This window comes from Arthrobacter sp. SO5 (genome assembly GCF_020532805.1).
Taxonomy (GTDB): domain Bacteria; phylum Actinomycetota; class Actinomycetes; order Actinomycetales; family Micrococcaceae; genus Arthrobacter.
In genome coordinates, this window is the sequence record NZ_MQTQ01000027.1 from 15,543 (window position 1) to 37,388 (window position 21,846).

Genomic DNA, 21,846 nt, shown 5'->3' on the forward strand with positions numbered 1-21,846 from the left:
CAGGTAGCACAGGTCACCGGGATTCCCCAGATTGTTGAGAATTTGTTACCAATTGGTAGTCACCAGTGCGGGGCGCGCGCACAAGCGCCCCCGGCACCGGTTCCGGGAGGAAACGGCGCCGGGGGCGGCGTGGTACAGGAGCTGGATCCGTCGCTAGATGCGGACCAGCATCTTGCCGGTGTTCGCACCGTCCAGGAGGTCCATGAAGGCCTGCGGCGCATTTTCCAGGCCGTCGACGATCGTCTCGTCGTAGCGGACGGTGCCGTCTGCGAGCCAGCCGGACATGGTCTCGATGAACTCGGCCATGTACTGCCAGTACCCGCCGACCAGGAAGCCCTTGAGCGTGAGCCCCTTGCCGATGGCCTGCATGAGGTTCCGCGGGCCCGACGCGGGCTCGGTTGAGTTGTACTGCGAAATGGCGCCGCACATGGCCACCCGGCCACCGGCGGTGAGCGCGGACAGTGCGGCTTCGAGGTGTTCCCCGCCGACGTTGTCGAAATACACGTCGATTCCGCGGTCGCCGGCGGCTGCGGCCAGCTGCTCGGACACCGGGCCGTCGTGGTAGTTGAAGGCAGCGTCGAAGCCGAGCTCCAGCAGCCGCGCCACCTTTTCCGGGGAACCCGCGCTGCCGATGACGCGGGACGCGCCCATGGCCTTGGCAATCTGCCCCACCAGGGAGCCGACTGCGCCCGCTGCACCTGAGACGAAGACGACCTCCCCGGCCTTGAAGTCGGCAACCTTGAGCAGGCCGGCGTAGGCCGTCAGGCCGGTCATGCCGAGCGCACCGAGGAAGGCGGAGGCGGGGGCCAGATCCGTGCGGGCCGGCGTGGTGGCGCCGGCGTCGAGCACGGCGTATTCGCGCCATCCCAGTGAATGGACGACGGCGTCGCCCACCTTACGGTCCGCCGAGCGGGACGCGATGACCTCGCCGACGGCACCGCCGTCGAGCGCCGCATCGAGTGCGAAGGGGGCCGAGTAGGACTTGACGTCGTTCATCCGGCCGCGCATGTAGGGATCGACGGAGATGTACAGGTTGCGGACCAGGATCTGGCCGTCCTGCAGTTCCGGCAGCGCCGACTCGGCGAGGCGGAAGTTCTCGGGCACGGGGCGGCCGTGCGGACGGGACGCGAGCTGGATCTCCCGCGTCGTGGCGGGAATCGCGGTGGCTTCGGTGTGGGTGCTCATGCGGCGACCTCCAGGATCTTGATGTCGACAGTGATGTTGCCACGGGTGGCGTTGGAGTAGGGGCAGACCTCGTGGGCCTTGGCCACGAGGGCCTCGGCGGTGGACCGGTCCACGGCGGGAAGGGCAATCTCAAGTTCCGCGGCGATGCCGTAACCGGTACCTCCGTCGAGGGCGCCGAGGTGGATCTTGGCTGCGACGGCGGAATCCGTCAGGTCCGCTTTCTGCTGGCGGCCGACGAGGCGCAGCGCGGAGTGGAAGCAGGCCGCGTAGCCGGCGGCGAAGAGCTGCTCGGGGTTGGTGCCTTCGCCGTTGCCGCCAAGTTCCACCGGGCTGGCCAGGGCCACGTTGAGCTTGCCGTCCTGCGTGCGGGCGTTGCCGTCCCGGCCTTCACCCGAGGCGAGTGCTTCTGCCGTGTAGAGAGTCTTCAAGGGGTTCCGATCTGTTGGGGAAATTTGTTGGGGAAATCTGTTGGGTCCGGGGGGTGCTCAGCGGTGGGCGTGGAGCGCGGCGGTGAGCCGGCCGAGAGTTTCCCGGAGGTGGTCGAGTTCGGCTGGCGGTAGACCGGCCGCGTCGGCGAGCCGTTGCGGGATGCCCGTGGCCCGCGCGCTCAGGGCCGCACCGGCAACGGTGAGAAAGGCCTCCACGCGGCGTTCGTCTGCGGCGGACCGGCGCCGTTCCACGAGGCCCAGCGCTTCCAGCCGCTTGAGCAGCGGCGAAAGCGTCCCAGAGTCCAGCCCGAGCTCCTCCCCCAGTTCCCGGACGCTGCGGGGCTGGTTTTCCCAGAGCACCAGCATCACGAGGTACTGCGGGTAGGTCAGGCCAATATCCTCGAGCATCGGCCGGTAGACGGCCGTCGCCGCGCGCGATGCGGAGTACATGGCGAAGCACAGCTGGCGGTCAAGCCGCGGTGCATCGGGGCTTGGCGCTTCGCGCGGAGGTGCATCGGTCATTCAAATAGCTTAGCCCACAATTGAATTGCACACAACCTAAATGCAGGGAGGGCCCCCGCCACGGACGGGGCTTGCCCGCCGCGGAAAGGTGCTCAGAGGTCGCGGAGGGTCCGCAGCGCCGCGGCGGTGAGGACCCTGATGCCCAGGCCCAGGGCGCGTTCATCCAGGATGTAGTCGCCGCGGTGAAGGTCGTATTCTTCGCCGCCGGGGGTCTTGGTCCCCAGCCGCATCATGGCGCCGGGCGTCTCCGCCAGGAACCAGGCAAAGTCTTCCCCGCCCATGGACTGCGGGGTCAGGACCACTGCGCTTTCGCCGATTTCCGCACGTGCGGAGGCCTCGATGAGTGCCGTCTCGTGTTCGGAGTTCACCACGGGCGGCACGCCGCGGGTGTGCTCGAGGTGTACGTCGACGCCGTAGGGAGCCGCGATTTCCTGGACCACTTCATCGAGGATTTTGCCGGCGCTGTGCCAGGCGTCCCGGTCCAGGCAGCGCATGGTGCCGGCCATAAAGCCGCTGGCCGGAATGGCGTTCGGGGCTGAACCGGCGGAGATCTGGCCCCAGACGACGGAGACGCCGCTGCGGACATCGACGCGTCGGGACAGCACAGCCGGGACGTTCACGGCGATCTGCGCCAGCGCGAAGACGAGGTCCTCGGTCAGGTGGGGGCGCGAGGTGTGGCCGCCGCGTCCGGTCAGTTCGATCCTGATCGTATCGGAGGCCGAGGTGATGGCCCCGATCCGGGTGCCGATCTTGCCGACGTCGATCCGGGGGTCGCAGTGCAGGGCCAGGATGCGCGGCACGCCGTCGAGGACCCCTTGCTCAATACAGGCGTGCGCGCCGCCGGGCATGGTTTCCTCGGCGGGCTGGAAGATGATCCGGACGGTGCCGCGCAGGGGCGACTCCTCGTGCATCCGCTGCAGGATCAGGGCGATCCCGAGCATGGTGGCGGTGTGCACGTCGTGTCCGCAGGCGTGCGTCACGCCATGGTTCCTGGACGCAAACTCGAGGCCAGTCTCCTCAATGATGGGCAGGGCGTCGATGTCCCCGCGGAGGGCGGCAGCGACGGGTCCTTCCCCGACGTCCACCGTCAGTCCGGTGCCTTCGAGGCGGCGGGGCTTGAGGCCCGCTTCCTGGAGCCGCTTGACCAGCTTGTCCGTGGTGCGGAACTCCTTGAAGGACAGCTCCGGATGCGCGTGGAGGTCACGTCGGAAAGCTATCAGTTCCGGCAGGAGGGGTTTCAGCCACGGCCCCACCAATGAGGTGGACTCAGCTTCAGTAGTGTAATTGCGCACAGAATAACTCTAGCGAGCGGACAATAAATAGCGGCATCGCGTACGGCGCGTTACGGCTGGTTGAATACCCGATCCGGGTCCGGCGGTGCCGGAGCGGACGCTACAGGACGTCGGTGTCTCCGCTGGCCTTGAGGGCGTCAACGGCCTGCTTGACGCGCTGCGAGTGTTCCTTGGTGGTGACCAGCAGGGCATCGGGGGTGTCGACGATGACGACGTCCTTGATCCCGATCAGGGCGATGACGCGCTTGGTATCGGAGACCACGACGCCGCTGGCGTTTTCCGTGAAGACGCGGGCACCCTCGCCGATCACGGTGACGTCATCGACTTCCTTGGCACTGTTGAGCCGGCCCACCGAGGCAAAGTCCCCGACGTCGTCCCAGCGGAAGGTGCCCGGCACAACCGCGACGTCCCCCGCGGCGGCGGCGGGTTCGGCCACGGCGTAGTCAATGGCGATCTTGGGCAGGGTCGGCCAGACGCGGGCGGTGACCTCATCGCGCTGCGGGGTGTCCCAGGCCTTGGCGATTTCCTGCAGCCCGGCGAACAGTTCAGGCTGGTTGGCTTCGAGGTGCTTGAGCATCAGAGACACGGGAGCGACGAACATGCCGGCGTTCCAGACGTACTCGCCGCTGTCCACGTACTGCTGGGCGACTTCCTCGCTCGGCTTCTCCACGAACTCGACGACCGCCTGGGCGCTCGGGGCGCCGGGCACGTTGAGTTTCTCGCCGGCCCGGATATAGCCGAAGCCGGTGGACGGGTGGGTCGGCTTGATGCCGATGGTGACGATCTTGCCGGCGGCGGCCGTGTGGATGGCCTCGCGGACGGCGTCCTGGAACAAACCGTCCGGGCTGATGACCTGGTCCGCCGCGAAGGAGCCCATGATGGTGTCCGGGTCCCGCTCGTGCAGGATGGCCGCGGCGAGGCCGATGGCGGCCCCGGAATCTTTCGGCTCGCTCTCGAGCACGAGGTCGGCGTCCTGCACCTCGGGAAGCTGGCGTGAGACCGCAGCCCGGTGCGCGGTTCCGGTCACGACGAGGACGCGCTTGCCGGCAAGCGGCTCGAGGCGGTCATAGGTTGCGCGCAGCAACGTGCTGCCCGAACCCGTGAGGTCGTGCAGGAACTTGGGGGCAGCTGCCCGCGACAGGGGCCAGAGGCGGGTCCCCACACCGCCCGCCGGAATCACCGCAATAAATCGGCTCAGGGGTGAAGCGTGGCTCGTCGAATTGTCAGTACTCATCACGGCTACTTTAGCCGAACGCGGCCCGCCGGCCCGTTAACGGGCCGCACACGCGCCCGACACGGGCCCGACACGGGCCCGGGGCGCCCCGCGGACACGGAAATGTGGCGTTCGTCTCAAATCCGGGCGAATTCCGCGCGGGTGACCGTCACCCAGCGGCCGCTGAATTGAATAAGCTGAGAGCGAAGCCTAGATTTAGGCTTACGTTTATGAGTGCTCTCGCAGCAGGCGTTCCCCCCGCGTGGATCCCATGCCAGCGCCGCTGTGTTGCAGGGAGGTTTATTCAGTGCCGACAAAACCAGCTGGCACCTTGTACCGCGGCCGTGAAGGCATGTGGTCCTGGGTTGGACACCGCATTACCGGTGTAGTGATCTTTTTCTTCTTGTTGGTCCATGTGCTGGACACCTCATTGGTGCGCGTGTCGCCCGAGGCCTACAACGCCGTGATCAGCTCCTACAAGAACCCCCTCATGGCCCTGGGTGAAACGGGCCTTGTCGCAGCGATCGTGTTCCACGCCTTCAACGGCCTGCGGATCATCGCCGTCGACTTCTGGAAGAAGGGCGCGAAGTACCAGCGCCAGATGCTGTGGACGGTTCTGGCCCTCTGGGTCGTCGTCATGGTGGGCTTCTCCATCCGCCACCTTTCCCTCGCCTTCGGAGGCCACTAAGCCATGAGTGCAACTGAAATCCAGAGCCCCCGCAGCGCCGCGAAGGTCGGCAGCGACCGGATTGCTCCGCAGTACCGCCGCAACGGTGCCTCCAAGGGCAACTTCGAAATGATCGCCTGGCTTTTCATGCGGCTCTCCGGCGTCGTCCTGGTAGTCCTGATCTTCGGCCACCTGACCGTCAACCTGCTCGTGGGCGAGGGCATCCACGCCATCGACTTCGGCTTCGTGGCCGGCAAGTGGGCCGACCCGTTCTGGCAGGTCTGGGATCTGGCCATGCTGTGGCTGGCCATGTTGCACGGCACCAACGGTGTCCGCACGATCATCAACGACTACGCCGAAAAGGACGCGACCCGTCTTTGGCTCAAGATCGTGCTCTACGCTGCCACCACCGTCATCATCGTCCTGGGCACCATGGTCATCTTCACCTTTGACCCGTGCCCCATGGTCAACGGTGTCCCGCTGCCCGGCGGCTTCTGCCCCGCGCCGTAGCGGCACTAAGCACTTCACGAGATTTCACGGGGCAGGCTCCGCCGCCGCGTGTGTTGTATAACGAATTTTGAGAGAAAGAGCGTCTGGTATGCAGGTCCATAAGTACGACGTCGTCATCGTCGGTGCCGGTGGCGCCGGGATGCGCGCGGCGATCGAATCAGGTCAGCGCGCGAAAACAGCGGTACTGACCAAGCTTTACCCCACCCGCTCCCACACCGGCGCGGCACAGGGCGGCATGTGCGCGGCCCTGGCCAACGTTGAGGAAGACAACTGGGAGTGGCACACCTTTGACACCATCAAGGGCGGGGACTACCTGGTGGACCAGGACGCCGCCGAGGTCATGGCGAAGGAAGCGATCGACGCCGTCCTGGACCTGGAGAAGATGGGCCTGCCCTTCAACCGGACGCCCGAGGGCCGGATTGACCAGCGCCGTTTCGGCGGCCACACCCGCGACCACGGCAAGGCCCCCGTCCGCCGCGCCTGCTATGCCGCGGACCGCACCGGCCACATGATCCTGCAGACGCTGTACCAAAACTGCGTCAAGCACAACGTCGAGTTCTACAACGAGTACTACGTCCTTGACCTGCTGACGGTCGAGGAAGACGCCGTCCGCGAGGACGGGACACCGTACAAGCAGAAGCGTGTTGCCGGCGTCGTGTCTTACGACCTCGCCTCCGGCGAGCTGCACGTCTTCCAGGCCAAGTCCGTCGTGTTCGCCACCGGCGGCGCGGGCAAGGTCTTCAAGACCACGTCCAACGCCCACACCCTCACCGGCGACGGCATGGGCATCGCGTTCCGCCGCGGCATCCCCCTGGAGGACATGGAGTTCTACCAGTTCCACCCGACAGGCCTCGCCGGCCTGGGCATCCTCCTCTCCGAGGCCGCCCGCGGCGAAGGCGCGATCCTGCGCAACTCCGAGGGTGAGCGCTTCATGGAGCGCTACGCCCCCACCATCAAGGACCTCGCCCCCCGCGACATCGTGGCCCGCTCCATGGCCAACGAAGTCCGTGAGGGCCGTGGCTGCGGCCCGAACAAGGACTACGTCCTCCTGGACCTGACGCACCTTGAGCCGGCGCATATCGACGCCAAACTGCCGGATATCACCGAGTTCGCCCGCACCTACCTCGGTGTGGAGCCGTACACGGAGCCGGTACCGGTCTTCCCGACGGCGCACTACGCCATGGGCGGCATCCCCACCAACATCACCGCCGAGGTCCTCCAGGACAACGACACGATCGTCCCGGGCCTCTACGCCGCCGGTGAAGTTGCCTGCGTCTCCGTGCACGGCTCCAACCGGCTGGGCACCAACTCGCTGCTGGACATCAACGTCTTCGGCAAGCGCGCCGGCATTGCCGCCGCGGAGTACGCCAAGACAGCGGACTTCGTGGAGCTCCCCGCCGACCCGGAGGCCTACACGCTGGACCTGCTGGACCACGTCCGCACCTCTGACGGCACCGAGAAGGTCGCTGCGATCCGCAAGGAACTGCAGGACACCATGGATGCCAACATGCAGGTGTTCCGCACCGCCGACACCCTGAACCAGGTCCTGACGGACATTGCGTCCTTCGAGGAGAGGTACGAGCGCATCAGCGTCCAGGACAAGGGCAAGCGCTTCAACCTGGACCTGCTCGAGGCCGTGGAGCTGGGCTTCCTGCTGGAACTCGCCAAGGTCATGACCGTGGCGGCCCTGCACCGCGAGGAATCCCGCGGCGGCCACTTCCGTGAGGACTTCCCCGAGCGCGACGACGACAATTTCATGAAGCACTCCATGGCGTACAAGGATGAGCATGCTCCGGCGGATGGGACGGCGCACACCGCCGAAGTCACCGCCGGCATCCGACTTGCCACCAAACCGGTGGTCTTTACGCGCTACGAGCCGATGGTGAGGAAGTACTAAGATGACCGCTGAACTCGCTGAGCCAGCCTCCAAGATCGAACTCCCGGCCCACATAGGCGGCGGCGGGGACATCCCGTCCTTCGACGTGCACCTGCGGGTGCGACGCTACAACCCGGAGGTCTCCGACGAGTCCACCTGGGATGACTTCCATGTGACCATGTACGGCACGGACCGTGTCCTGGACGCCCTGCACAAGGTCAAGTGGGAAATCGACGGCAGCGTCTCCTTCCGCCGGTCCTGCGCGCACGGTGTCTGCGGTTCCGATGCCATGCGCATCAACGGCCGCAACCGCCTCGCCTGTAAGACCCTGCTGAAGGACCTGGACACGTCCAAGCCCATCACGGTCGAGCCGATCAAGGGCCTCCCGGTGGAGAAGGACCTGATCGTGGACATGGAACCGTTCTTCCAGTCCTTCCGCGAGGTCATGCCGTTCCTGATCAACCGGGGTCACGAGCCGACCAAGGAACGCCTGCAGTCCGCCGAGGACCGCGAGCGGTTCGATGACACCACCAAGTGCATCCTCTGCGCCGCGTGCACCTCGTCCTGCCCGGTGTTCTGGACCGACGGCCAGTACTTCGGCCCGGCCGCCATCGTGAACGCCCACCGGTTCATCTTCGACTCCCGTGACGACGCCGGCGACATGCGCCTGGAGATCCTTAACGACAAGGAAGGCGTGTGGCGCTGCCGCACCACCTTCAACTGCACCGAAGCATGCCCGCGCGGCATCCAGGTCACGCAGGCGATCGCCGAGGTCAAGCAGGCCATTCTGTCCCGCAAGATCTAGCAACCGCTCTCTCCAAGTAGCACGACGACGGCGCCTCTCACCTTTCAGGTGGGGGCGCCGTCGTCGTATCTCCCGTCTCGAAAGGTCCACGTGTCCCGCTCCGAAAAAGTCTCCTTCCAGGGTTCCACCGGGGAAATCCTCTCCGGCGTCGTCGACGTCCCGGTGGGGCCGGTGAAGGGCTGGGGAGTGTTCTCCCATGGCTTCACGCTGGGAAAGGACAGCCCCTCGGCGTCGCGCATGTGCAAGGAGCTGGCGGACAACGGGGTGGGCATGCTCCGCTTCGACAACCTCGGCCTCGGCGAATCCGCAGGCTCGTGGTCCGAGGGCTCCTTCAGCCACAAGGTGGCGGACACCGTGAAGGCCGCCGAGTTCATGCGGGAGTCGGGCCGGCCGGTCTCCCTACTCGTGGGCCATTCCTTTGGCGGTGCCGCGGTACTGGCGGCCGCCCGGGAGATCCCGGACCTCGACGCCGTGGCCACGGTGGGCGCGCCGTTTTCGCCCAAGCATGTGGCCCACGTGTTCGATGCGGCGCTGGACCGGATCCTTAGCGAGGGAAGTGCGGAAGTTGACTTGGGCGGCAAGCGTGTGGAGATCCGGCGGCACTTCATTGAAGACCTCGAGAAGGCGGATCTCACGGACTGCATCAAGGGCCTGCACAAACCGCTCATGGTGCTCCACTCCCCCACGGACAACACGGTGGGGATTGAGAACGCAAGCACGATCTTCCAGACGGCCCGGCACCCGCGCAGCTTCGTGTCCCTCGAGGGCAGCGACCACCTGCTGACCGGGAAGGGCCAAGCGGCCCGGGCGGCGAAGATTATTTCGGCGTGGGCCGATCAATACCTCGACGCCTGAACGCGGCGGCGACGGGCCTCCTCCGGGCCCGGGGCTCCACGGGGGTCTTGCCCGGCTGGACCTTGCGGGCGCCCCACCCGGTCTTCGTGGCAGCGGGCTCACTCGCGAGGTCCTGTTCCCGGATCGCGACCCAGGCTGCGCAGATCACGTAGACCTGGCTGACCAGGTTGAACCAGATCAGCAGGCCGATAATGATCGCAAAGGGCGCCAGGATGGGGTTCTTCCCCGCACTGGCCAGCAGCTGGGTGCTGAAAATCTGCAGCACCGTGGTGCCCACCGCGGCGAGGATGGTCCCTTCAAGCAGTGAGCGCCGGGCCGGTTTAAGCCCCGCGGCCACCCGGAACATGATCAGGGCGGTGCCCCAGCCGAGCAGCAGCGGCACGAGGATCGTGACGGAGGTCGTCAGGGGCCCGGCCAGCAACGGATCGAGCCTGAGCTGTTCGGTCACCCAGCCCGCCGCCGTGCCGAACACCAGCGAGGCTGCCGCGCTGATCACGAGGGCCACGCCGAGCAGGAGCAGGGTGCCGACGTCGCGCAGTATCTGCAGGACCGGGTTCATTCCCCGCGGTCCGAGCTGCATCATGCCGCGCACGCCGTCGCGGACGCCGCTGATCCAGCCCAGGGACGTAAAGACCGTCACCACGGCGGCGATCGCGGCGGCCCAGCCGAGGCTGGCGGGGTTCAGCAGCTCGTAGGGATCCACCAGCCCCTCGCTGCCGTCGACCTTCAGGAGGCCGGGCGCGGTCACGGCCACGCTCTTGATAATTTGGTCAAGCAGGGCAGGCTGCCCGCTGAGGAACAGGCCGGCCAGGGAGAATCCGGTAGCCAGGAGGCCCGTAATGGAGAAGAACATCCTGAACCCGATGCCGGCGCTCATCAGCGGGCCATGCTGGCGGCCGTAGTGCTGGAAGGCGCGCAGGGGCAACAGCGTGTTCAGCCGTGCCAGCAGCCACGCCACCATCGCCATCAGCGACGCCATTCTCCCGCCGCCTGAGCGCCGAACGCGGCCCCAGTCCACCCTCTTCCGGATGACTTCCAGTTTCAGTCCGGCCAGATCGGTGGGAAGTGGCGGCTTAGCCGGCGCCTGCGGTGCCGTCCTGGCCTCTGTCGTGGTGAGGTTCGGTCCCAAAATCAAGTTCTTCCCGTAGCTGCCAAATGCCGTTGTCGTCGTGCTCGTAAAGTCCCATGCTAGCGACCGGGAACGTGGCCCTGTAATCCCTGAGCACCGTTTCGGCCTCGTCGAGGCTTTCCGGGGCAACGTCGTGGGCGACGGTGACGTGCGGGTGGTAGGAAAACTGGAGATCACGTTCCAGGGGCCCGGTCTGCAGCTGCTGGTGCAGGCTGACGCAGTCGCCAAAGCCGTCTTCGACATTGAGGAAGACCACCGGAGAGACCGGCCTGAAGGATCCGGTGCCAGCAATGGTGACCGTGAACGGCTTCTGCCGGCGCGCGACCTCGCGCACATGGTTGCGCGTAGCCTCCCAGTCCTGGGTCATGGTGGTGGTCACGAGCGTGATGTGCGCCGGGACGACGCCGGCCATCGGGTCGCCAAACGAGGCCCGCCAGCGCTGAAGCTCCTCGGCGATCTCGGCCGGGAATCCAAGAATGACGCCGATGCCGATGCCTTCGCTGCGCTGTCCGTACTTCGAGTGCGCTTGCGTCTGCGTCTGCGCGGCAGCTTTGCTGCCGGCACGCGCGGTGACGCGCTGTGGCTCGTGAGCGGCGACTCTGCTGACGGAAGCCATCGCTCTAGCGGACTCCGTGGCTTCCGGCGTACGGCAGGAAGCCAACCTTGGCATAGACGTCCCGGAGGGTGGCGGACGCGATTGCGCGGGCCTTGTCCGCCCCGAGGGCAAGCAGGCGGTCCAGCTCCGCGGGATCGTCCAGCAGCTCGTTCGTGCGGTTCCGGATCGGTGTCAGGCGCTCTGCCACGGCCTCTGCCACGTCCACCTTGAGGTGGCCGTACATCTTTCCCTCGTACGCGGAGACGATGGCCTCGACGCTCTGCCCGGTGATGGCCGAGTGGATGGTCAACAGGTTGGAGATCCCGGGCTTCGTTTCGCGGTCGAAGCGGATCTCCGTCCCGGCGTCGGTGACGGCGGATTTGATCCGCTTGGCGATGACTTTGGGGTCGTCCAGGAGGTTGATCAGACCGGCCGGCGACTCCGCGGATTTGGACATCTTGGCGGTGGGGTGCTGCAGATCGTAGATCTTCGCCGATTCCTTCTGGATGAAGGGCTGGGGAACCGTGAACGTCTCGCCGAAACGGGAGTTGAAGCGCTGCGCTAGGTCGCGGCTGAGTTCCACGTGCTGGCGCTGGTCCTCACCCACCGGGACGCCATGCGGCTGGTACAGGAGGATGTCCGCGGCCTGCAGGATCGGATAGGTGAAAAGTCCCACGCTGGCATGGTCGGAGCCCTGCTTGTGGGCTTTGTCCTTGAACTGGGTCATCCGGGAGGCCTCACCGAACCCCGTGATGCAGTTGAGGACCCAGGCCAGCTGGGCGTGCTCGGGCACCTGGGACTGGACGAAGAGTGTGCATTTGTCCACGTCCACCCCGCCGGCGATGTACTGCGCGGCCGTGACGCGGGTGCGGTGGGCCAGTTCCGCAGGGTCCTGCGGAACGGTGATCGCGTGGAGGTCCGGGATGAAGAAGATCGCGTCGTACTCGTCCTGCATGCGGACCCAGTTCACCAGGGCGCCCAGATAGTTGCCCAGATGCAGCGAATCGGCGGAGGGCTGCATGCCGGAGAGGATGCGCTGCCGGACCCCGGTGGACGGCAGGGCCGGCGTCGAGGCATCGGGGGCGACGGCGGCGTCGGTCACAGTTGAAGAAGAGGTCATTCGTGGAAGCCTTAAAACTAGAGCCGGTAGTCCACTACCAGCGGGGCGTGGTCGGAGAAGCGGGTGTCCCAGGACGGCGCCCGGTCAACAACGGCTGACACCGCGGCAGCAGCGAGGGCGGGGGTGGCCATCTGGTAGTCGATGCGCCACCCGGTGTCGTTGTCGAAGGCCTGGCCCCGTTGCGACCACCAGGTGTAGGGGCCATCGACGTTGCCCGCCAGGCCCCGGTGAACATCTTTCCAGCCGATGTCCTCGCCGAAGAAGCGGTCGAAATACGCGCGCTCCTCGGGAAGGAAGCCCGCACGCTTGACGTTGCCCTTCCAGTTCCTGATGTCCAGCTCCGTGTGGCCGACGTTGAGGTCGCCCACCACGAGGGCATGGTCGCTGTGCTTGGCTAGCTCGCGGAGCCGGGTGAGCATCGCGTCAAGGAAACGGAACTTGTCTTCCTGCTTGGGGGTGCCGGCCTCGCCGGAGTGCACGTAGGCGCTGACGACGGTCAGCTGCGAGGCGTTGCCCGCCGCGTCGCGCACCGTGTAGTCGGCCTCGACCCAGCGGCCGGTCGTGGCGAAGTAGTCATCGCCGATGCCCACCCGGGTGGCCAGGGGCTCTTCGCGGGAGGCAATGGCGACTCCGGCGCGGCCCTTGGCCTCGGCCTCCGCGTGCAGGATGTACCACCCTTCGCCGAGGAGCTCCCCGACGATCGCGTCAGGAGCGCGGACTTCCTGCAGGCAGAGGATGTCGACCTCGCGGGGCTCCAGCCATTCCGCCATGCCCTTCTTGTAGGCGGCGCGAAGACCATTGACGTTGACTGATGCGATGCGAAGGTTGTCCTTCTTCAATGCCGAGCTCACCCGCTCCACTCTAGTCGATGACGGTTCCGGTGACGGGCTCGTCGGTATCGCCCGAGGACCTGATCATGCCCCGCGCATTGGTGGCGGTGATCTCAATGGTCTCCAGCGCCCGGCGGATCGTGTCCTGGTCCGAGGCGGCGCCCTTGGCGCGCTCCTGCTCCACGACGCGGACCTGCACCTGCACGATCTTGAACGAGTGGTCCAGCTTCAGGTCGCGGACCTCGTCGGCGTCCCGGCGCACCGTCACCGTGCGGACGCCGTCGGAGTCGCTAGTGACCGACGACGGCGCCCGGCCGGTTGCCGCGTTGAAGGCGTTCTGCGCTTCCGTGAGCTTGGCGCCGGCCTTCCTGGCCGCCTTCTGGATGCTGAAGACGACATAGGCAGCCAGGGCCAGCCAGAAGCCGGCGATGATCGCGACGACCCACCCGACGACGTCGTTCTGGTTCGCCGCGAAGATCACCGCGACGACGAACGCGACGATGAAGACCATCATTCCTGGTCCGCTGACGCGGAACATCGAGAACTTGGCGGTGCCGGAGGTGTTCGCGGACGGCTTGGAAGACGCGGAGTTGCCCAGAGATTGCATTCCCCCATTATGGCAAACCCCCCGCAGCGCGGCGGCCCGCTTCCACCCGGGGCGAACGTTCCGCCCCGGGCTTGGATCAGGAACGTCGGATCAGGAACGTCGGCTCAGGACAGGACCAAACAGAAGGGGTGGCCGCTCGGGTCCGTGTACACCCGGAAGGACTTTCCGCCACCCGGGAGGCGCGTGGCGCCGAGCCGGAGGACTTCAGCCTCGCCTGCGTCGAGGTCACCGACTTTCACATCCACATGCATCTGCTGCGGATGCCCGGCATCGGGCCACTGCGGCCGGACCAGCCGGTCCACGCGCTGGAATGCGACGGCGGGACGGTCGGCGGCGTCGCCGATCGAAATCCAGTCCGCGTCCTCCTGCACCCGGATCATGCCCAGGAGCTCCTGGTAGAAGCCTGCGAGCCTGTCCGGATCCTCGCAGTCGATCACGAGTGCGTGCCATGTTCCGATCACGGGATCTCCTTATTTGAGGAACAGCCGGCGGAGCCGGCCGGTGGTGAGCAGCAGGCCGCAGGCGATCATGACGAGGTAGTAGCCGATGTGCACCGCCGTCGCCGGGGTGAAGGCTCCCACGCTGATCTGCCGGAGCAGCTCCACGCCGTGCCACAGCGGCATGGCCTGGATGAACCACTGGATGTACTGCGGGTACACGCTCAGCGGATAGAACGTGGCGCTGAACAGGAACATCGGCAGCATCACGAAGTTGATCCAGTCCATCTGCTGGAACGTCTTCATGAAGCTCGTGATGCCCATGCCGAAGCTCGCGAAACCGAACGCGATCAGCACCGCGGCCGGGATCATGAGGACGGCCCACGGCGTGGCGATCAGCCCCATGACGCCCATCACGGCGGTGAAGCCGGTGGCGTACATCAAGCCGCGCAGCAGGGCCAGGAAGATCTCCCCCATGGCGACGTCCAGCGGCCCCAGCGAGGTGTACAGCATGCCCTGGTACAGCTTGGCGAAGTTCATCTTGAAGAAGACGTTCCACGTGGAGTCGTAGACGGCGCCGTTCATGGCGGAGACGGCCAGCAGCGCCGGGGCGATGTAGGCGGCGTAGGAAATCTCCGCTCCGCCGGGGCCCTGCACCGAGCCGACGATCGGCCCCAGGCCCACACCCATGGCAATCAGGTACAGCACGGGTTCAAAGAAGCCGGAGAGCATGACCATCCAGTTACTGCTCTTGGTGGCCATCAGCCCGCGGGCGATCACGGCCCGGACGTTCCGGGAGTAGAGCGGCCCGAACTTCCGGTTGCGTGCGGCCTCCGTGGCGCTGTGGCTAGTGGTGACGGCGCTCATCCGGCCATCCTCCTGATGAACTGGCGTTTTGTCAGGCCCCAGCCGAGCACCGTGAGGGCCAGCAGGAAGACGACGTGCGCGATGGTCAGCAACGGGGCCTCCGGGTAGCCGTAGCTGAAGACCCGGCCCAGCTCGGTGCCGTGCCAGATCGGTGAGATCCAGCCGATCCAGCGCACGGCGAGGGGCAAGGTGTCCAGCGGGAAGAAGGTGCCGGAAAACAGGAAGAGCGGCATCACGATAAACCGCATGACCATGGCGAACTGGCCTTTGTCCTGCTTGATCGAGGCCGCGTAGGCCATCAGCGGCAAGCCAAAAGCCAAACCCGCGAGGGTGGCTACCAGGATCGAGACCCAGCCCCAGCCGCTCGGGGACGCCCCGAACAGCGCGACGACGGCGAAGTAGATCGCGGACTGCAGCAGAAAACGCACAGTGACGGCGATGATCTGTCCGAGGGCGATCTGCTCCGGCGTCAACGGCGAGGCGTGCGGCCCGTAGAAGACGCGGCGCCACTTGAAACCGTCCATAATCGGGAAGGTCAATTCGCTGGCGGCCGTCATGACCGCGGCCGAGACCAGCAGGGCCGGGGCGATGAAGACCAGGTAGCTGACGCCGCCGAAGATTGGGGTGCTGCTGGTGTCGACGAGGCTTGCGAGCCCCACGCCCATGGCGAACAGGTACGCGACCGGCTGCCCGACACCGTACATGATGATGGTCCAGCCGTAGCTCTTCATCACCCGGAGGACGTGTTCGGCGAAGTAGAGCGACCCCCACCGCCGGGCGCGGGCTGCCGAGACCTCCGGCGAATGGGCGCGTAGCGCGGTAGTGGCCGTCGTCTCCGCCCTACTCAACGAGGCTCCTGCCGGTCAGGCGCAGGAAGACGTCCTCGAGCGAGGACCGGCGCACCAGCGACGTCACCGGCCGCAGCCCGCGGGCGGAGACCTCTTCGAGGGCGGCCTCGCCGTCGTGGGCGTAAATCAGGACGCGGTCCGGCAGGGTTTCGAGCCGTTCGCCGATGCCTTTGAGTTCAGCGCCGATGGTGGCGTTGCGTTCCGAGCCGAAGCGCAGCTCCAGGACTTCGCGGGTGGAGTATTCGCGGATCAGGCTGGCCGGGGAACCCTCGGCCATGATCCTGCCCTTGTCCACCACGATCAGGCGGTCGCAGAGCTGCTCCGCCTCGTCCATGTAGTGCGTCGTGAGGATCAGGGTTACGCCCTGCTCCTTGAGCCGGAACAGCCGGTCCCAGAGGATGTGCCTCGCCTGCGGGTCCAGCCCGGTGGTGGGTTCGTCCAGGAGCAGGATCCGGGGTTCGTTGATGAGGGAGCGCGCGATCGTGAGCCGCCGCTTCATGCCGCCGGACAGGGCGTCCACCTTGGATTTGGCCTTGTCCGTGAGCTGGGCGAACTCCAGCAGTTCGTCGGCCTTGGGCTTGAGGTAGCTCATCGGCAGGCCGAAGTAGCGGCCGTAGACCAGCAGGTTGTCCCGGACCTTGAGTTCCTCGTCCAGGTTGTCCTGCTGTGGGACGACGCCAAGGTGCGCCCGCACCTCCGGCCCGTTCTGGTCCGGGTCCAGGCCCATGATGCTCAGGCTCCCGGAGGTCCGCTGGGACACCCCGCCGATCATCTTCATGGTGGTGGACTTGCCCGCCCCGTTGGGACCGAGCAGGCCGAACGCCTCCCCGGCGGGGACGGAGAAGGAGATGCCGTCGACGGCGACCACGTCGCCGTAGCGCTTCGTCAGGTTCTCGGCCGTGATCACATACTGCGGCGGGCCGGTTTCGGCGGGGCTCACGTGAGCTTCCTTGGGGGAGGATTCTTTAGAGTCGAGTTCAGGCACCCAAATCACGGTAGTGGATACTGCCGAACTATGAAAGAGTCTTTTCGTAAAAATCCGGACGTTTGCCGTTCCGCCACCCGATTAGCTCGTTAGCTCCCGTGTTCACTTTCCAGCTGGCGTTCCGCGGTTTCCACCACATTGGCCAGCAGCATCGCGCGGGTCATCGGCCCCACTCCCCCGGGGTTCGGCGAGAGCCAGGCGGCGACGCCGGCCGCGTCGGGGTCCACGTCTCCGGTGACCACGGCCTTGCCGGAACCGTCATCGACCCGGCTGACGCCGACGTCGAGCACGATGGCGCCCGGCTTGAGGTCCGCCGCCTTAATCATGTGCGGTTGCCCGGCCGCGGCGATGACGACGTCGGCCTGCCGGAGTTCCGCGGGCAGGTCCACGGTGCCGGTGTGGGCCAGGATGACGGTGGCGTTGACGTCCTTGCGGGTCAGCAGCAGCCCCACCGGGCGGCCAATGGTGACACCGCGGCCCACCACAAGCACGCGCTTGCCGTTGAGGTTGACGCCGTGCCGGGTCAGCAGTTCCACGCAGCCCTTCGGCGTGCAGGGCAGCGGGGACTTCATGGGTCCGTTGACGTTGGCGACGAGCCGGCCCAGGTTCATCGGGTGCAGGCCGTCGGCGTCCTTGTCTGGATCCATGGCCTCCAGGATGACGTCCTGGTCGATGTGCCGGGGCAACGGGAGCTGGACGATGTAGCCGGTGCAGTCCGGGTTCTCGTTGAGCTCGCGGACCACGGCCAGGAGTTCCTCCTGGGTGGTTTCCTCCGGCAGGTCGCGGCGGATGGAGGTAATGCCCACCTCGGCGCAGTCCTTGTGCTTGCCGGCCACGTACCAGGTGCTGCCGGGGTCGGAGCCCACCAGGATGGTGCCCAGTCCCGGGACGATGCCCTTGGCCGCGAGCACCGCGACGCGGTCTGTGAGTTCGGCCTTGATGGCGGCAGCCGTGGCCTTGCCGTCGAGGATCCGGGCGGTGTGTGCCCGGGCGGCGGTTGCGGAGTCAGCAGCGGTCATGGCGTTACCACTGCTCGTGCTGCGGGTACAGCGGGAAGTCGGCGGCGAGCTTGTCCACGCGGGACTGGAGCGCCTCGATGTCCGTCGCGGAACCGGCCTTCAGCGCGGTGGCGATGATGTCGGCAACCTCGGTGAACTCCTCGGCGCCGAAGCCGCGGGTGGCCAGGGCCGGGGTGCCGATCCGCAGGCCGGAGGTGACCATCGGCGGGCGGGGGTCGAACGGGACGGCGTTGCGGTTCACGGTGATGCCCGCCGAGTGCAGGAGGTCTTCCGCCTGCTGGCCGTCGAGCTGGGAGTTCCGCAGGTCCACCAGGACCAGGTGCACGTCCGTGCCACCGGTGAGCACGGAGACCCCGGCGTCGGACACATCGGCCTGGTTGAGCCGGTCGGCGATGATCTTGGCACCTTCGAGGACGCGCTCCTGGCGTTCCTTGAATTCCTCGGTGCCGGCGATCTTGAACGCGACGGCCTTGGCGGCGATCACGTGCATGAGGGGTCCGCCCTGCTGGCCCGGGAAGACGTTGGAGTTGATCTTCTTGGCCCACTCCTGCTTGGCCAGGATCACGCCGGAGCGCGGGCCGGCGAGGGTCTTGTGGACGGTGGAGGTGACGACGTCGGAGTACGGGACCGGGCTCGGGTGCAGTCCGGCGGCCACGAGGCCGGCGAAGTGCGCCATGTCGGTCCAGAGCAGCGCGCCGACCTCATCGGCGATCGAGCGGAAAGCCTCGAAGTCCAGGTGGCGCGGGTACGCGGACCAGCCGGCGATGATGACCTGCGGCTTCTCGGCGATGGCCTGCGCGCGGAGCTTGTCCATGTCTATCCGGAAGTTGCCTTCCTCCACCTGGTACGCGGCAACCTGGTAAAGCTTGCCGGAGAAGTTCAGCTTCATGCCGTGGGTCAGGTGGCCGCCGTGGGCCAGCGACAGGCCCAGGATCTTGTCCCCCGGTTTGATCATGGCGGACAGCGCCGCGGCGTTGGCCTGGGCGCCGGAATGCGGCTGGACGTTGGCGTATTCGGCGCCGAAGAGCTCCTTGACGCGGTCGATCGCGAGCTGCTCTGCGATGTCGACGTACTCGCAGCCGCCGTAGTAGCGGCGGCCCGGGTAGCCCTCGGCGTACTTGTTGGTCAGGACCGAGCCCTGGGCCTCCATGACGGCGCGCGGGGCGAAGTTCTCCGAGGCGATCATTTCCAGGGTGCCGCGCTGGCGGCCCAGCTCCTGGGCCAGTACTGCGGCGATTTCGGGATCGAGTTCGGCCAGCGGCTGGTTGCTCACGGCGGCTGAGGTAAGGCTAACGGAAGTAGTCACGAAGAACTCCTGGCTTGGCTACGGGCAGTGCTTTTGAGGTCAGGTTACCGGCTGGCCCGCGGCGGCGCCCCTAGATTACGGCTCCCGGAAGACGGGACACGCGCCAGGGACCGGCAGCCCTTGCGGGCGCCGACGGCGGGTTGGCAGCGTGGCGCTGCCAACCGGAAAACATGACCCTCGGCCCAGGCGTACGATCCGTGGTCTTCGTAAGTGCCGCTCCCTGGTGGTTAACCACCCAACGCCAGTTGCGACGGGTTAAGAATACCCCAGGCCCGCCGCCGCGCGCGGGTAGGCTGGTCACCGTGACTGACGACCAGCTGACAGCTTCCTACATCCTGACCCTTTCCTGCCCCGACCGGCCCGGGATCGTGCACGCCGTCGCCGGCGCGCTCCTTGTGGCGGGCTGCAATATTACGGACTCCCAGCAGTACGGAAGCCAGGGTACCGGCACCTTCTTTATGCGGGTCGAGGCGACGACGGCGGCCTCCCTCGCCGAGCTGGAGGCCGCCCTGGAGCCCGTGGCACAGGCCTTCGCGATGCGGTGGAGCCTCAACCCGGCAGGACGCAAGGTCCGGACCCTGCTGATGGCGAGCACTTCCGCGCACTGCCTCAACGACCTGCTGTTCCTGCAGCGCTCCGGCACGCTCCCCATCGAGATCCCGGCCATCGTCTCCAACCACCGTGACCTCCAGGGCCTGGCCGAGTTCTACGGCATCCCCTTCCACCACATCCCCGTCACGCCGGAGACCAAGGTCCAGGCCGAGGACGCGCTGCGCGCCCTGATGAAAGAGCACGACGTCGAGCTCACCGTCCTGGCCCGGTACATGCAGATCATCTCCGACGAGCTGTGCACCGAGCTGACCGGCGAGGCCATCAATATCCACCACTCGTTCCTGCCCTCCTTCAAGGGCGCCAAGCCCTACCACCAGGCCCATGCCCGCGGCGTGAAGCTCATCGGCGCAACGGCGCACTACGTCACGGCTGCCCTGGACGAGGGGCCGATCATCGAGCAGGAAGTCATCCGGGTGGACCACCGGCGCACGGCCGAGCAGTTCGTGCAGATGGGCCGGGACGTGGAGGGCCGCACGCTCGCCCAGGCCGTGCAATGGCATGCAGAGCACCGCGTCCTGCTCGACGGCAACCGGACGGTTGTCTTTAACTGACACCGGTCATTGACTAGGGGTGTGGCAGCTGTGAGGGAAGACCAACTGGCGGGGTTCGTGGCCCTGCTCAAGTCCGAGGGCCGGCGTTCGGTGCTGGGCCTCGCGTGTGGGGCGGGAGCGGACGGGCTGTTGTTCGTCCAGGCCGGCATCCATTTCACCGGCGTTGACCCGTCCGAGGAGAACATCCATGCCGCGCGTGCCCGGGGCCTGGAGGCCTCGGTCGCGGCGGCCGGGGTCCTGCCCTTCGCCGATTCGGCGTTCCCGTCCGTATGGGCGGTGGACGCCTTGGCGGCGCTGCCGCCCGGGGAGTGGGACGACGTCGTCCGCGAGCTGGGGCGGGTCGCGTCCCCGGGGGCGCCGATCGCCGTCGTGCTTCCCGAACCCGGCCACCCCGACCACGGACAGGGTTTCACCGTCCTCCGCTCCCCCGCCTGAAAAACATCCGTACCCGTGCTCAGGGGCGGCTCGCGCTGCGCATGTACCCGCCGAGGAACCCTCCGAGGATCAGCACGACTCCTCCCAGCCGGGCCAGGCGCACGCCCAAACGGTGGCGCTCCCTGCTCCGCGCAACCCACGAGGCCAGGAAGATCAGCGTGGCGGCAAGGTTGGCTGCGGCGTGGATGACGCCGACGCGCCGGGTGGAGTGGTCGGCGCGGGCCCATTCGGCCCAGCCGCTCAGTCCGGTGGGACCGGCGGCGACGACGCCGAGGGCGACGAGCCTCGCGGCAGCCCGCCGGGAGCCCGGGTCCGGGAACAGGTCCAGGAAGATCGCCATGAACCAGGCCCCAAAGGGCACATCGGTGGCGATGACGTGAGGCGGAATGCCGGTCGCGTCGCCGTGGAAGAAACTGCGCAGCCGGCGGTTGGCCACGAGCCGGGCCGCGAGCGGTTCGGCCGCGTGGACGGCCGGGTCGAGGCGGTCGGACTCCTCCAGCCGCTGCATCAGTCGAAGGAACATCCCGTTTCCCGTCATAGCGGACCACCTCCCGGACAGCGCGTTTGATGGCCCCGATCCTACTCAGCGCCGGCCCGGAGGCAAGGGCCCGTGTCCTAGGCTGGAGGCATGACCCCCATCTACGCTTTCGCCGGGGACACCCCGGCCGTCCACGAAACCGCCTTCATAGCACCCAGCGCCTCGGTGATCGGCAGGGCCACCCTGGCGGAGAACTCCAGCGCTTTCTATGGAGTGTCCGTCCGGGCCGACACCGCCGCCATCAGCGTGGGCGCCGGCACCAACCTGCAGGACAACGTGGTGCTGCACGCGGACCCCGGCTTCCCCTGCACCGTCGGGGCCCGGGTCAGCGTCGGCCACAGTGCCGTCGTGCACGGCTGCACCGTCGAGGACGACTGCCTGATCGGCATGAGCGCCACCATCCTCAACGGCGCTGTGATCGGCGCCGGCTCCCTCATCGCCGCCGGCGCGGTGGTGCTCGAAGGGACCGTGGTGCCGCCCCGCTCGCTTGTGGCAGGAGTCCCCGGGAAGGTGCGGCGCGGACTGAGCGACGAGGAATTCGCCGGTGTCCAGCAGAACGCCGCGCACTACCAGGAGCTCGCCCGCGCCCACCGGGAACTGCACGGCTGACCGTC

Annotated in this window: 25 protein-coding genes; 8 read left to right on the top strand and 17 right to left on the bottom strand. The window is 67.0% G+C overall.

Going from position 1 to position 21,846, the window contains the following annotated elements; genetic code table 11:
- Nucleotides 1-153: 153 nt before the first annotated feature.
- The 5 genes from BJG92_RS04750 to BJG92_RS04770 all read right to left on the bottom strand — a co-directional run bounded on the left by BJG92_RS04750 (nt 154) and on the right by BJG92_RS04770 (nt 4,661).
- Nucleotides 154-1,185, bottom strand: coding sequence for an NADP-dependent oxidoreductase (locus tag BJG92_RS04750; RefSeq protein ID WP_232082870.1), 1,032 nt, complete (start codon nt 1,183-1,185; stop codon nt 154-156).
- Nucleotides 1,182-1,613, bottom strand: coding sequence for an organic hydroperoxide resistance protein (locus BJG92_RS04755; RefSeq protein ID WP_232082871.1), 432 nt, complete (start codon nt 1,611-1,613; stop codon nt 1,182-1,184). Before BJG92_RS04755 ends, BJG92_RS04750 begins: the two co-directional genes overlap by 4 nt.
- Before the next feature lie 57 nt (nt 1,614-1,670).
- Complete coding sequence (locus tag BJG92_RS04760) at nt 1,671-2,135, bottom strand: MarR family winged helix-turn-helix transcriptional regulator (RefSeq protein ID WP_232082872.1); 465 nt, start codon at nt 2,133-2,135, stop codon at nt 1,671-1,673.
- Between the two features lie 92 nt (nt 2,136-2,227).
- A complete protein-coding gene (locus tag BJG92_RS04765) occupies nt 2,228-3,427 on the bottom strand; it encodes an amidohydrolase (RefSeq protein WP_232082873.1) in 1,200 nt (399 codons plus the stop codon).
- Between the two features lie 100 nt (nt 3,428-3,527).
- Entirely contained in the window at nt 3,528-4,661 is a 1,134-nt protein-coding gene (locus BJG92_RS04770) for a mannose-1-phosphate guanylyltransferase (RefSeq protein WP_232082874.1), read from the bottom strand.
- A gap of 286 nt (nt 4,662-4,947) precedes the next feature.
- Here BJG92_RS04770 and sdhC point away from each other — a divergent pair, with 286 nt between their 5' ends.
- The 5 genes from sdhC (at nt 4,948) to BJG92_RS04795 (ending at nt 9,353) form a co-directional block, all read left to right on the top strand.
- Nucleotides 4,948-5,328, top strand: coding sequence for a succinate dehydrogenase, cytochrome b556 subunit (gene sdhC / locus BJG92_RS04775; RefSeq protein ID WP_232082875.1), 381 nt, complete (start codon nt 4,948-4,950; stop codon nt 5,326-5,328).
- A gap of 3 nt (nt 5,329-5,331) precedes the next feature.
- Nucleotides 5,332-5,817 carry a succinate dehydrogenase hydrophobic membrane anchor subunit gene (locus BJG92_RS04780; protein ID WP_232082876.1) on the top strand — a complete coding sequence of 162 codons (486 nt, stop codon included), beginning with the start codon at nt 5,332-5,334 and terminating at the stop codon, nt 5,815-5,817.
- Nucleotides 5,818-5,905: 88 nt separating this feature from the next.
- Nucleotides 5,906-7,714 (top strand): succinate dehydrogenase flavoprotein subunit, encoded by a 1,809-nt coding sequence (sdhA, locus tag BJG92_RS04785; RefSeq protein WP_232082877.1) that lies wholly within the window; start codon nt 5,906-5,908, stop codon nt 7,712-7,714.
- A 1-nt stretch (nt 7,715) separates the two neighbouring features.
- On the top strand, nt 7,716-8,498 hold the full coding sequence (locus BJG92_RS04790; RefSeq protein ID WP_226774031.1) for a succinate dehydrogenase iron-sulfur subunit: 783 nt from the start codon (nt 7,716-7,718) through the stop codon (nt 8,496-8,498).
- A 90-nt stretch (nt 8,499-8,588) separates the two neighbouring features.
- On the top strand, nt 8,589-9,353 hold the full coding sequence (locus BJG92_RS04795) for a S9 family peptidase (protein WP_232082878.1): 765 nt from the start codon (nt 8,589-8,591) through the stop codon (nt 9,351-9,353).
- Here the strand turns inward: BJG92_RS04795 and BJG92_RS04800 are convergent.
- The 11 genes from BJG92_RS04800 to glyA all read right to left on the bottom strand — a co-directional run bounded on the left by BJG92_RS04800 (nt 9,316) and on the right by glyA (nt 19,096).
- Nucleotides 9,316-10,332 (bottom strand): YihY/virulence factor BrkB family protein, encoded by a 1,017-nt coding sequence (locus BJG92_RS04800; RefSeq protein WP_232082879.1) that lies wholly within the window; start codon nt 10,330-10,332, stop codon nt 9,316-9,318. The two genes, BJG92_RS04795 and BJG92_RS04800, sit on opposite strands and share 38 nt — an antisense overlap.
- 94 nt (nt 10,333-10,426) lie before the next feature.
- Entirely contained in the window at nt 10,427-11,098 is a 672-nt protein-coding gene (locus tag BJG92_RS04805) for a 2'-5' RNA ligase family protein (protein WP_232082880.1), read from the bottom strand.
- 4 nt (nt 11,099-11,102) lie between these two features.
- Nucleotides 11,103-12,197 (bottom strand): tryptophan--tRNA ligase, encoded by a 1,095-nt coding sequence (gene trpS, locus BJG92_RS04810; RefSeq protein WP_232082881.1) that lies wholly within the window; start codon nt 12,195-12,197, stop codon nt 11,103-11,105.
- A gap of 17 nt (nt 12,198-12,214) precedes the next feature.
- Nucleotides 12,215-13,048: an exodeoxyribonuclease III gene (locus BJG92_RS04815; protein ID WP_232082882.1), complete on the bottom strand. Its 834-nt coding sequence runs from the start codon at nt 13,046-13,048 to the stop codon at nt 12,215-12,217.
- 10 nt (nt 13,049-13,058) lie between these two features.
- Nucleotides 13,059-13,634: a hypothetical protein gene (locus BJG92_RS04820; protein WP_232082883.1), complete on the bottom strand. Its 576-nt coding sequence runs from the start codon at nt 13,632-13,634 to the stop codon at nt 13,059-13,061.
- Nucleotides 13,635-13,738: 104 nt separating this feature from the next.
- Nucleotides 13,739-14,095, bottom strand: a complete 357-nt coding sequence (locus BJG92_RS04825; RefSeq protein ID WP_232082884.1) for a VOC family protein — start codon at nt 14,093-14,095, stop codon at nt 13,739-13,741.
- Between the two features lie 9 nt (nt 14,096-14,104).
- On the bottom strand, nt 14,105-14,938 hold the full coding sequence (locus BJG92_RS04830; protein ID WP_232082885.1) for an ABC transporter permease: 834 nt from the start codon (nt 14,936-14,938) through the stop codon (nt 14,105-14,107).
- Nucleotides 14,935-15,786 (bottom strand): ABC transporter permease, encoded by an 852-nt coding sequence (locus BJG92_RS04835; RefSeq protein WP_232082886.1) that lies wholly within the window; start codon nt 15,784-15,786, stop codon nt 14,935-14,937. Before BJG92_RS04835 ends, BJG92_RS04830 begins: the two co-directional genes overlap by 4 nt.
- Entirely contained in the window at nt 15,779-16,726 is a 948-nt protein-coding gene (locus tag BJG92_RS04840; protein ID WP_232082887.1) for an ABC transporter ATP-binding protein, read from the bottom strand. The genes BJG92_RS04835 and BJG92_RS04840 overlap by 8 nt, the downstream gene beginning before the upstream one ends.
- A gap of 134 nt (nt 16,727-16,860) precedes the next feature.
- Nucleotides 16,861-17,790 (bottom strand): bifunctional methylenetetrahydrofolate dehydrogenase/methenyltetrahydrofolate cyclohydrolase, encoded by a 930-nt coding sequence (locus tag BJG92_RS04845; RefSeq protein WP_232082888.1) that lies wholly within the window; start codon nt 17,788-17,790, stop codon nt 16,861-16,863.
- A 4-nt stretch (nt 17,791-17,794) separates the two neighbouring features.
- Nucleotides 17,795-19,096 (bottom strand): serine hydroxymethyltransferase, encoded by a 1,302-nt coding sequence (glyA, locus tag BJG92_RS04850; RefSeq protein ID WP_308011629.1) that lies wholly within the window; start codon nt 19,094-19,096, stop codon nt 17,795-17,797.
- Between the two features lie 302 nt (nt 19,097-19,398).
- Here glyA and purU point away from each other — a divergent pair, with 302 nt between their 5' ends.
- Together purU and BJG92_RS04860 are read left to right on the top strand one after the other, a co-directional pair.
- Nucleotides 19,399-20,259 (top strand): formyltetrahydrofolate deformylase, encoded by an 861-nt coding sequence (purU, locus tag BJG92_RS04855; RefSeq protein WP_232082889.1) that lies wholly within the window; start codon nt 19,399-19,401, stop codon nt 20,257-20,259.
- A gap of 21 nt (nt 20,260-20,280) precedes the next feature.
- Nucleotides 20,281-20,694 carry a class I SAM-dependent methyltransferase gene (locus BJG92_RS04860; RefSeq protein ID WP_232082890.1) on the top strand — a complete coding sequence of 138 codons (414 nt, stop codon included), beginning with the start codon at nt 20,281-20,283 and terminating at the stop codon, nt 20,692-20,694.
- A 19-nt stretch (nt 20,695-20,713) separates the two neighbouring features.
- Here BJG92_RS04860 and BJG92_RS04865 read toward each other — a convergent pair whose 3' ends face one another.
- On the bottom strand, nt 20,714-21,232 hold the full coding sequence (locus BJG92_RS04865) for a DUF2231 domain-containing protein (protein WP_232082891.1): 519 nt from the start codon (nt 21,230-21,232) through the stop codon (nt 20,714-20,716).
- A 90-nt stretch (nt 21,233-21,322) separates the two neighbouring features.
- Between BJG92_RS04865 and BJG92_RS04870 the strand changes: the two genes are divergently transcribed.
- Entirely contained in the window at nt 21,323-21,841 is a 519-nt protein-coding gene (locus BJG92_RS04870) for a gamma carbonic anhydrase family protein (protein WP_232082892.1), read from the top strand.
- Nucleotides 21,842-21,846: the final 5 nt, after the last annotated feature.

Coding starts and splice junctions, on each gene's coding strand:
- BJG92_RS04750 (WP_232082870.1), bottom strand. CDS start 1,185: ATGAGCACCCACACCGAAGCCACCGCGATTCCCGCCACGACGCGGGAG.
- BJG92_RS04760 (WP_232082872.1), bottom strand. CDS start 2,135: ATGACCGATGCACCTCCGCGCGAAGCGCCAAGCCCCGATGCACCGCGG.
- BJG92_RS04770 (WP_232082874.1), bottom strand. CDS start 4,661: ATGAGTACTGACAATTCGACGAGCCACGCTTCACCCCTGAGCCGATTT.
- BJG92_RS04780 (WP_232082876.1), top strand. CDS start 5,332: ATGAGTGCAACTGAAATCCAGAGCCCCCGCAGCGCCGCGAAGGTCGGC.
- sdhA (WP_232082877.1), top strand. CDS start 5,906: ATGCAGGTCCATAAGTACGACGTCGTCATCGTCGGTGCCGGTGGCGCC.
- BJG92_RS04790 (WP_226774031.1), top strand. CDS start 7,716: ATGACCGCTGAACTCGCTGAGCCAGCCTCCAAGATCGAACTCCCGGCC.
- BJG92_RS04800 (WP_232082879.1), bottom strand. CDS start 10,332: ATGGCGTCGCTGATGGCGATGGTGGCGTGGCTGCTGGCACGGCTGAAC.
- BJG92_RS04805 (WP_232082880.1), bottom strand. CDS start 11,098: ATGGCTTCCGTCAGCAGAGTCGCCGCTCACGAGCCACAGCGCGTCACC.
- trpS (WP_232082881.1), bottom strand. CDS start 12,197: ATGACCTCTTCTTCAACTGTGACCGACGCCGCCGTCGCCCCCGATGCC.
- BJG92_RS04820 (WP_232082883.1), bottom strand. CDS start 13,634: ATGCAATCTCTGGGCAACTCCGCGTCTTCCAAGCCGTCCGCGAACACC.
- BJG92_RS04830 (WP_232082885.1), bottom strand. CDS start 14,938: ATGAGCGCCGTCACCACTAGCCACAGCGCCACGGAGGCCGCACGCAAC.
- BJG92_RS04845 (WP_232082888.1), bottom strand. CDS start 17,790: ATGACCGCTGCTGACTCCGCAACCGCCGCCCGGGCACACACCGCCCGG.
- BJG92_RS04865 (WP_232082891.1), bottom strand. CDS start 21,232: ATGACGGGAAACGGGATGTTCCTTCGACTGATGCAGCGGCTGGAGGAG.
- BJG92_RS04870 (WP_232082892.1), top strand. CDS start 21,323: ATGACCCCCATCTACGCTTTCGCCGGGGACACCCCGGCCGTCCACGAA.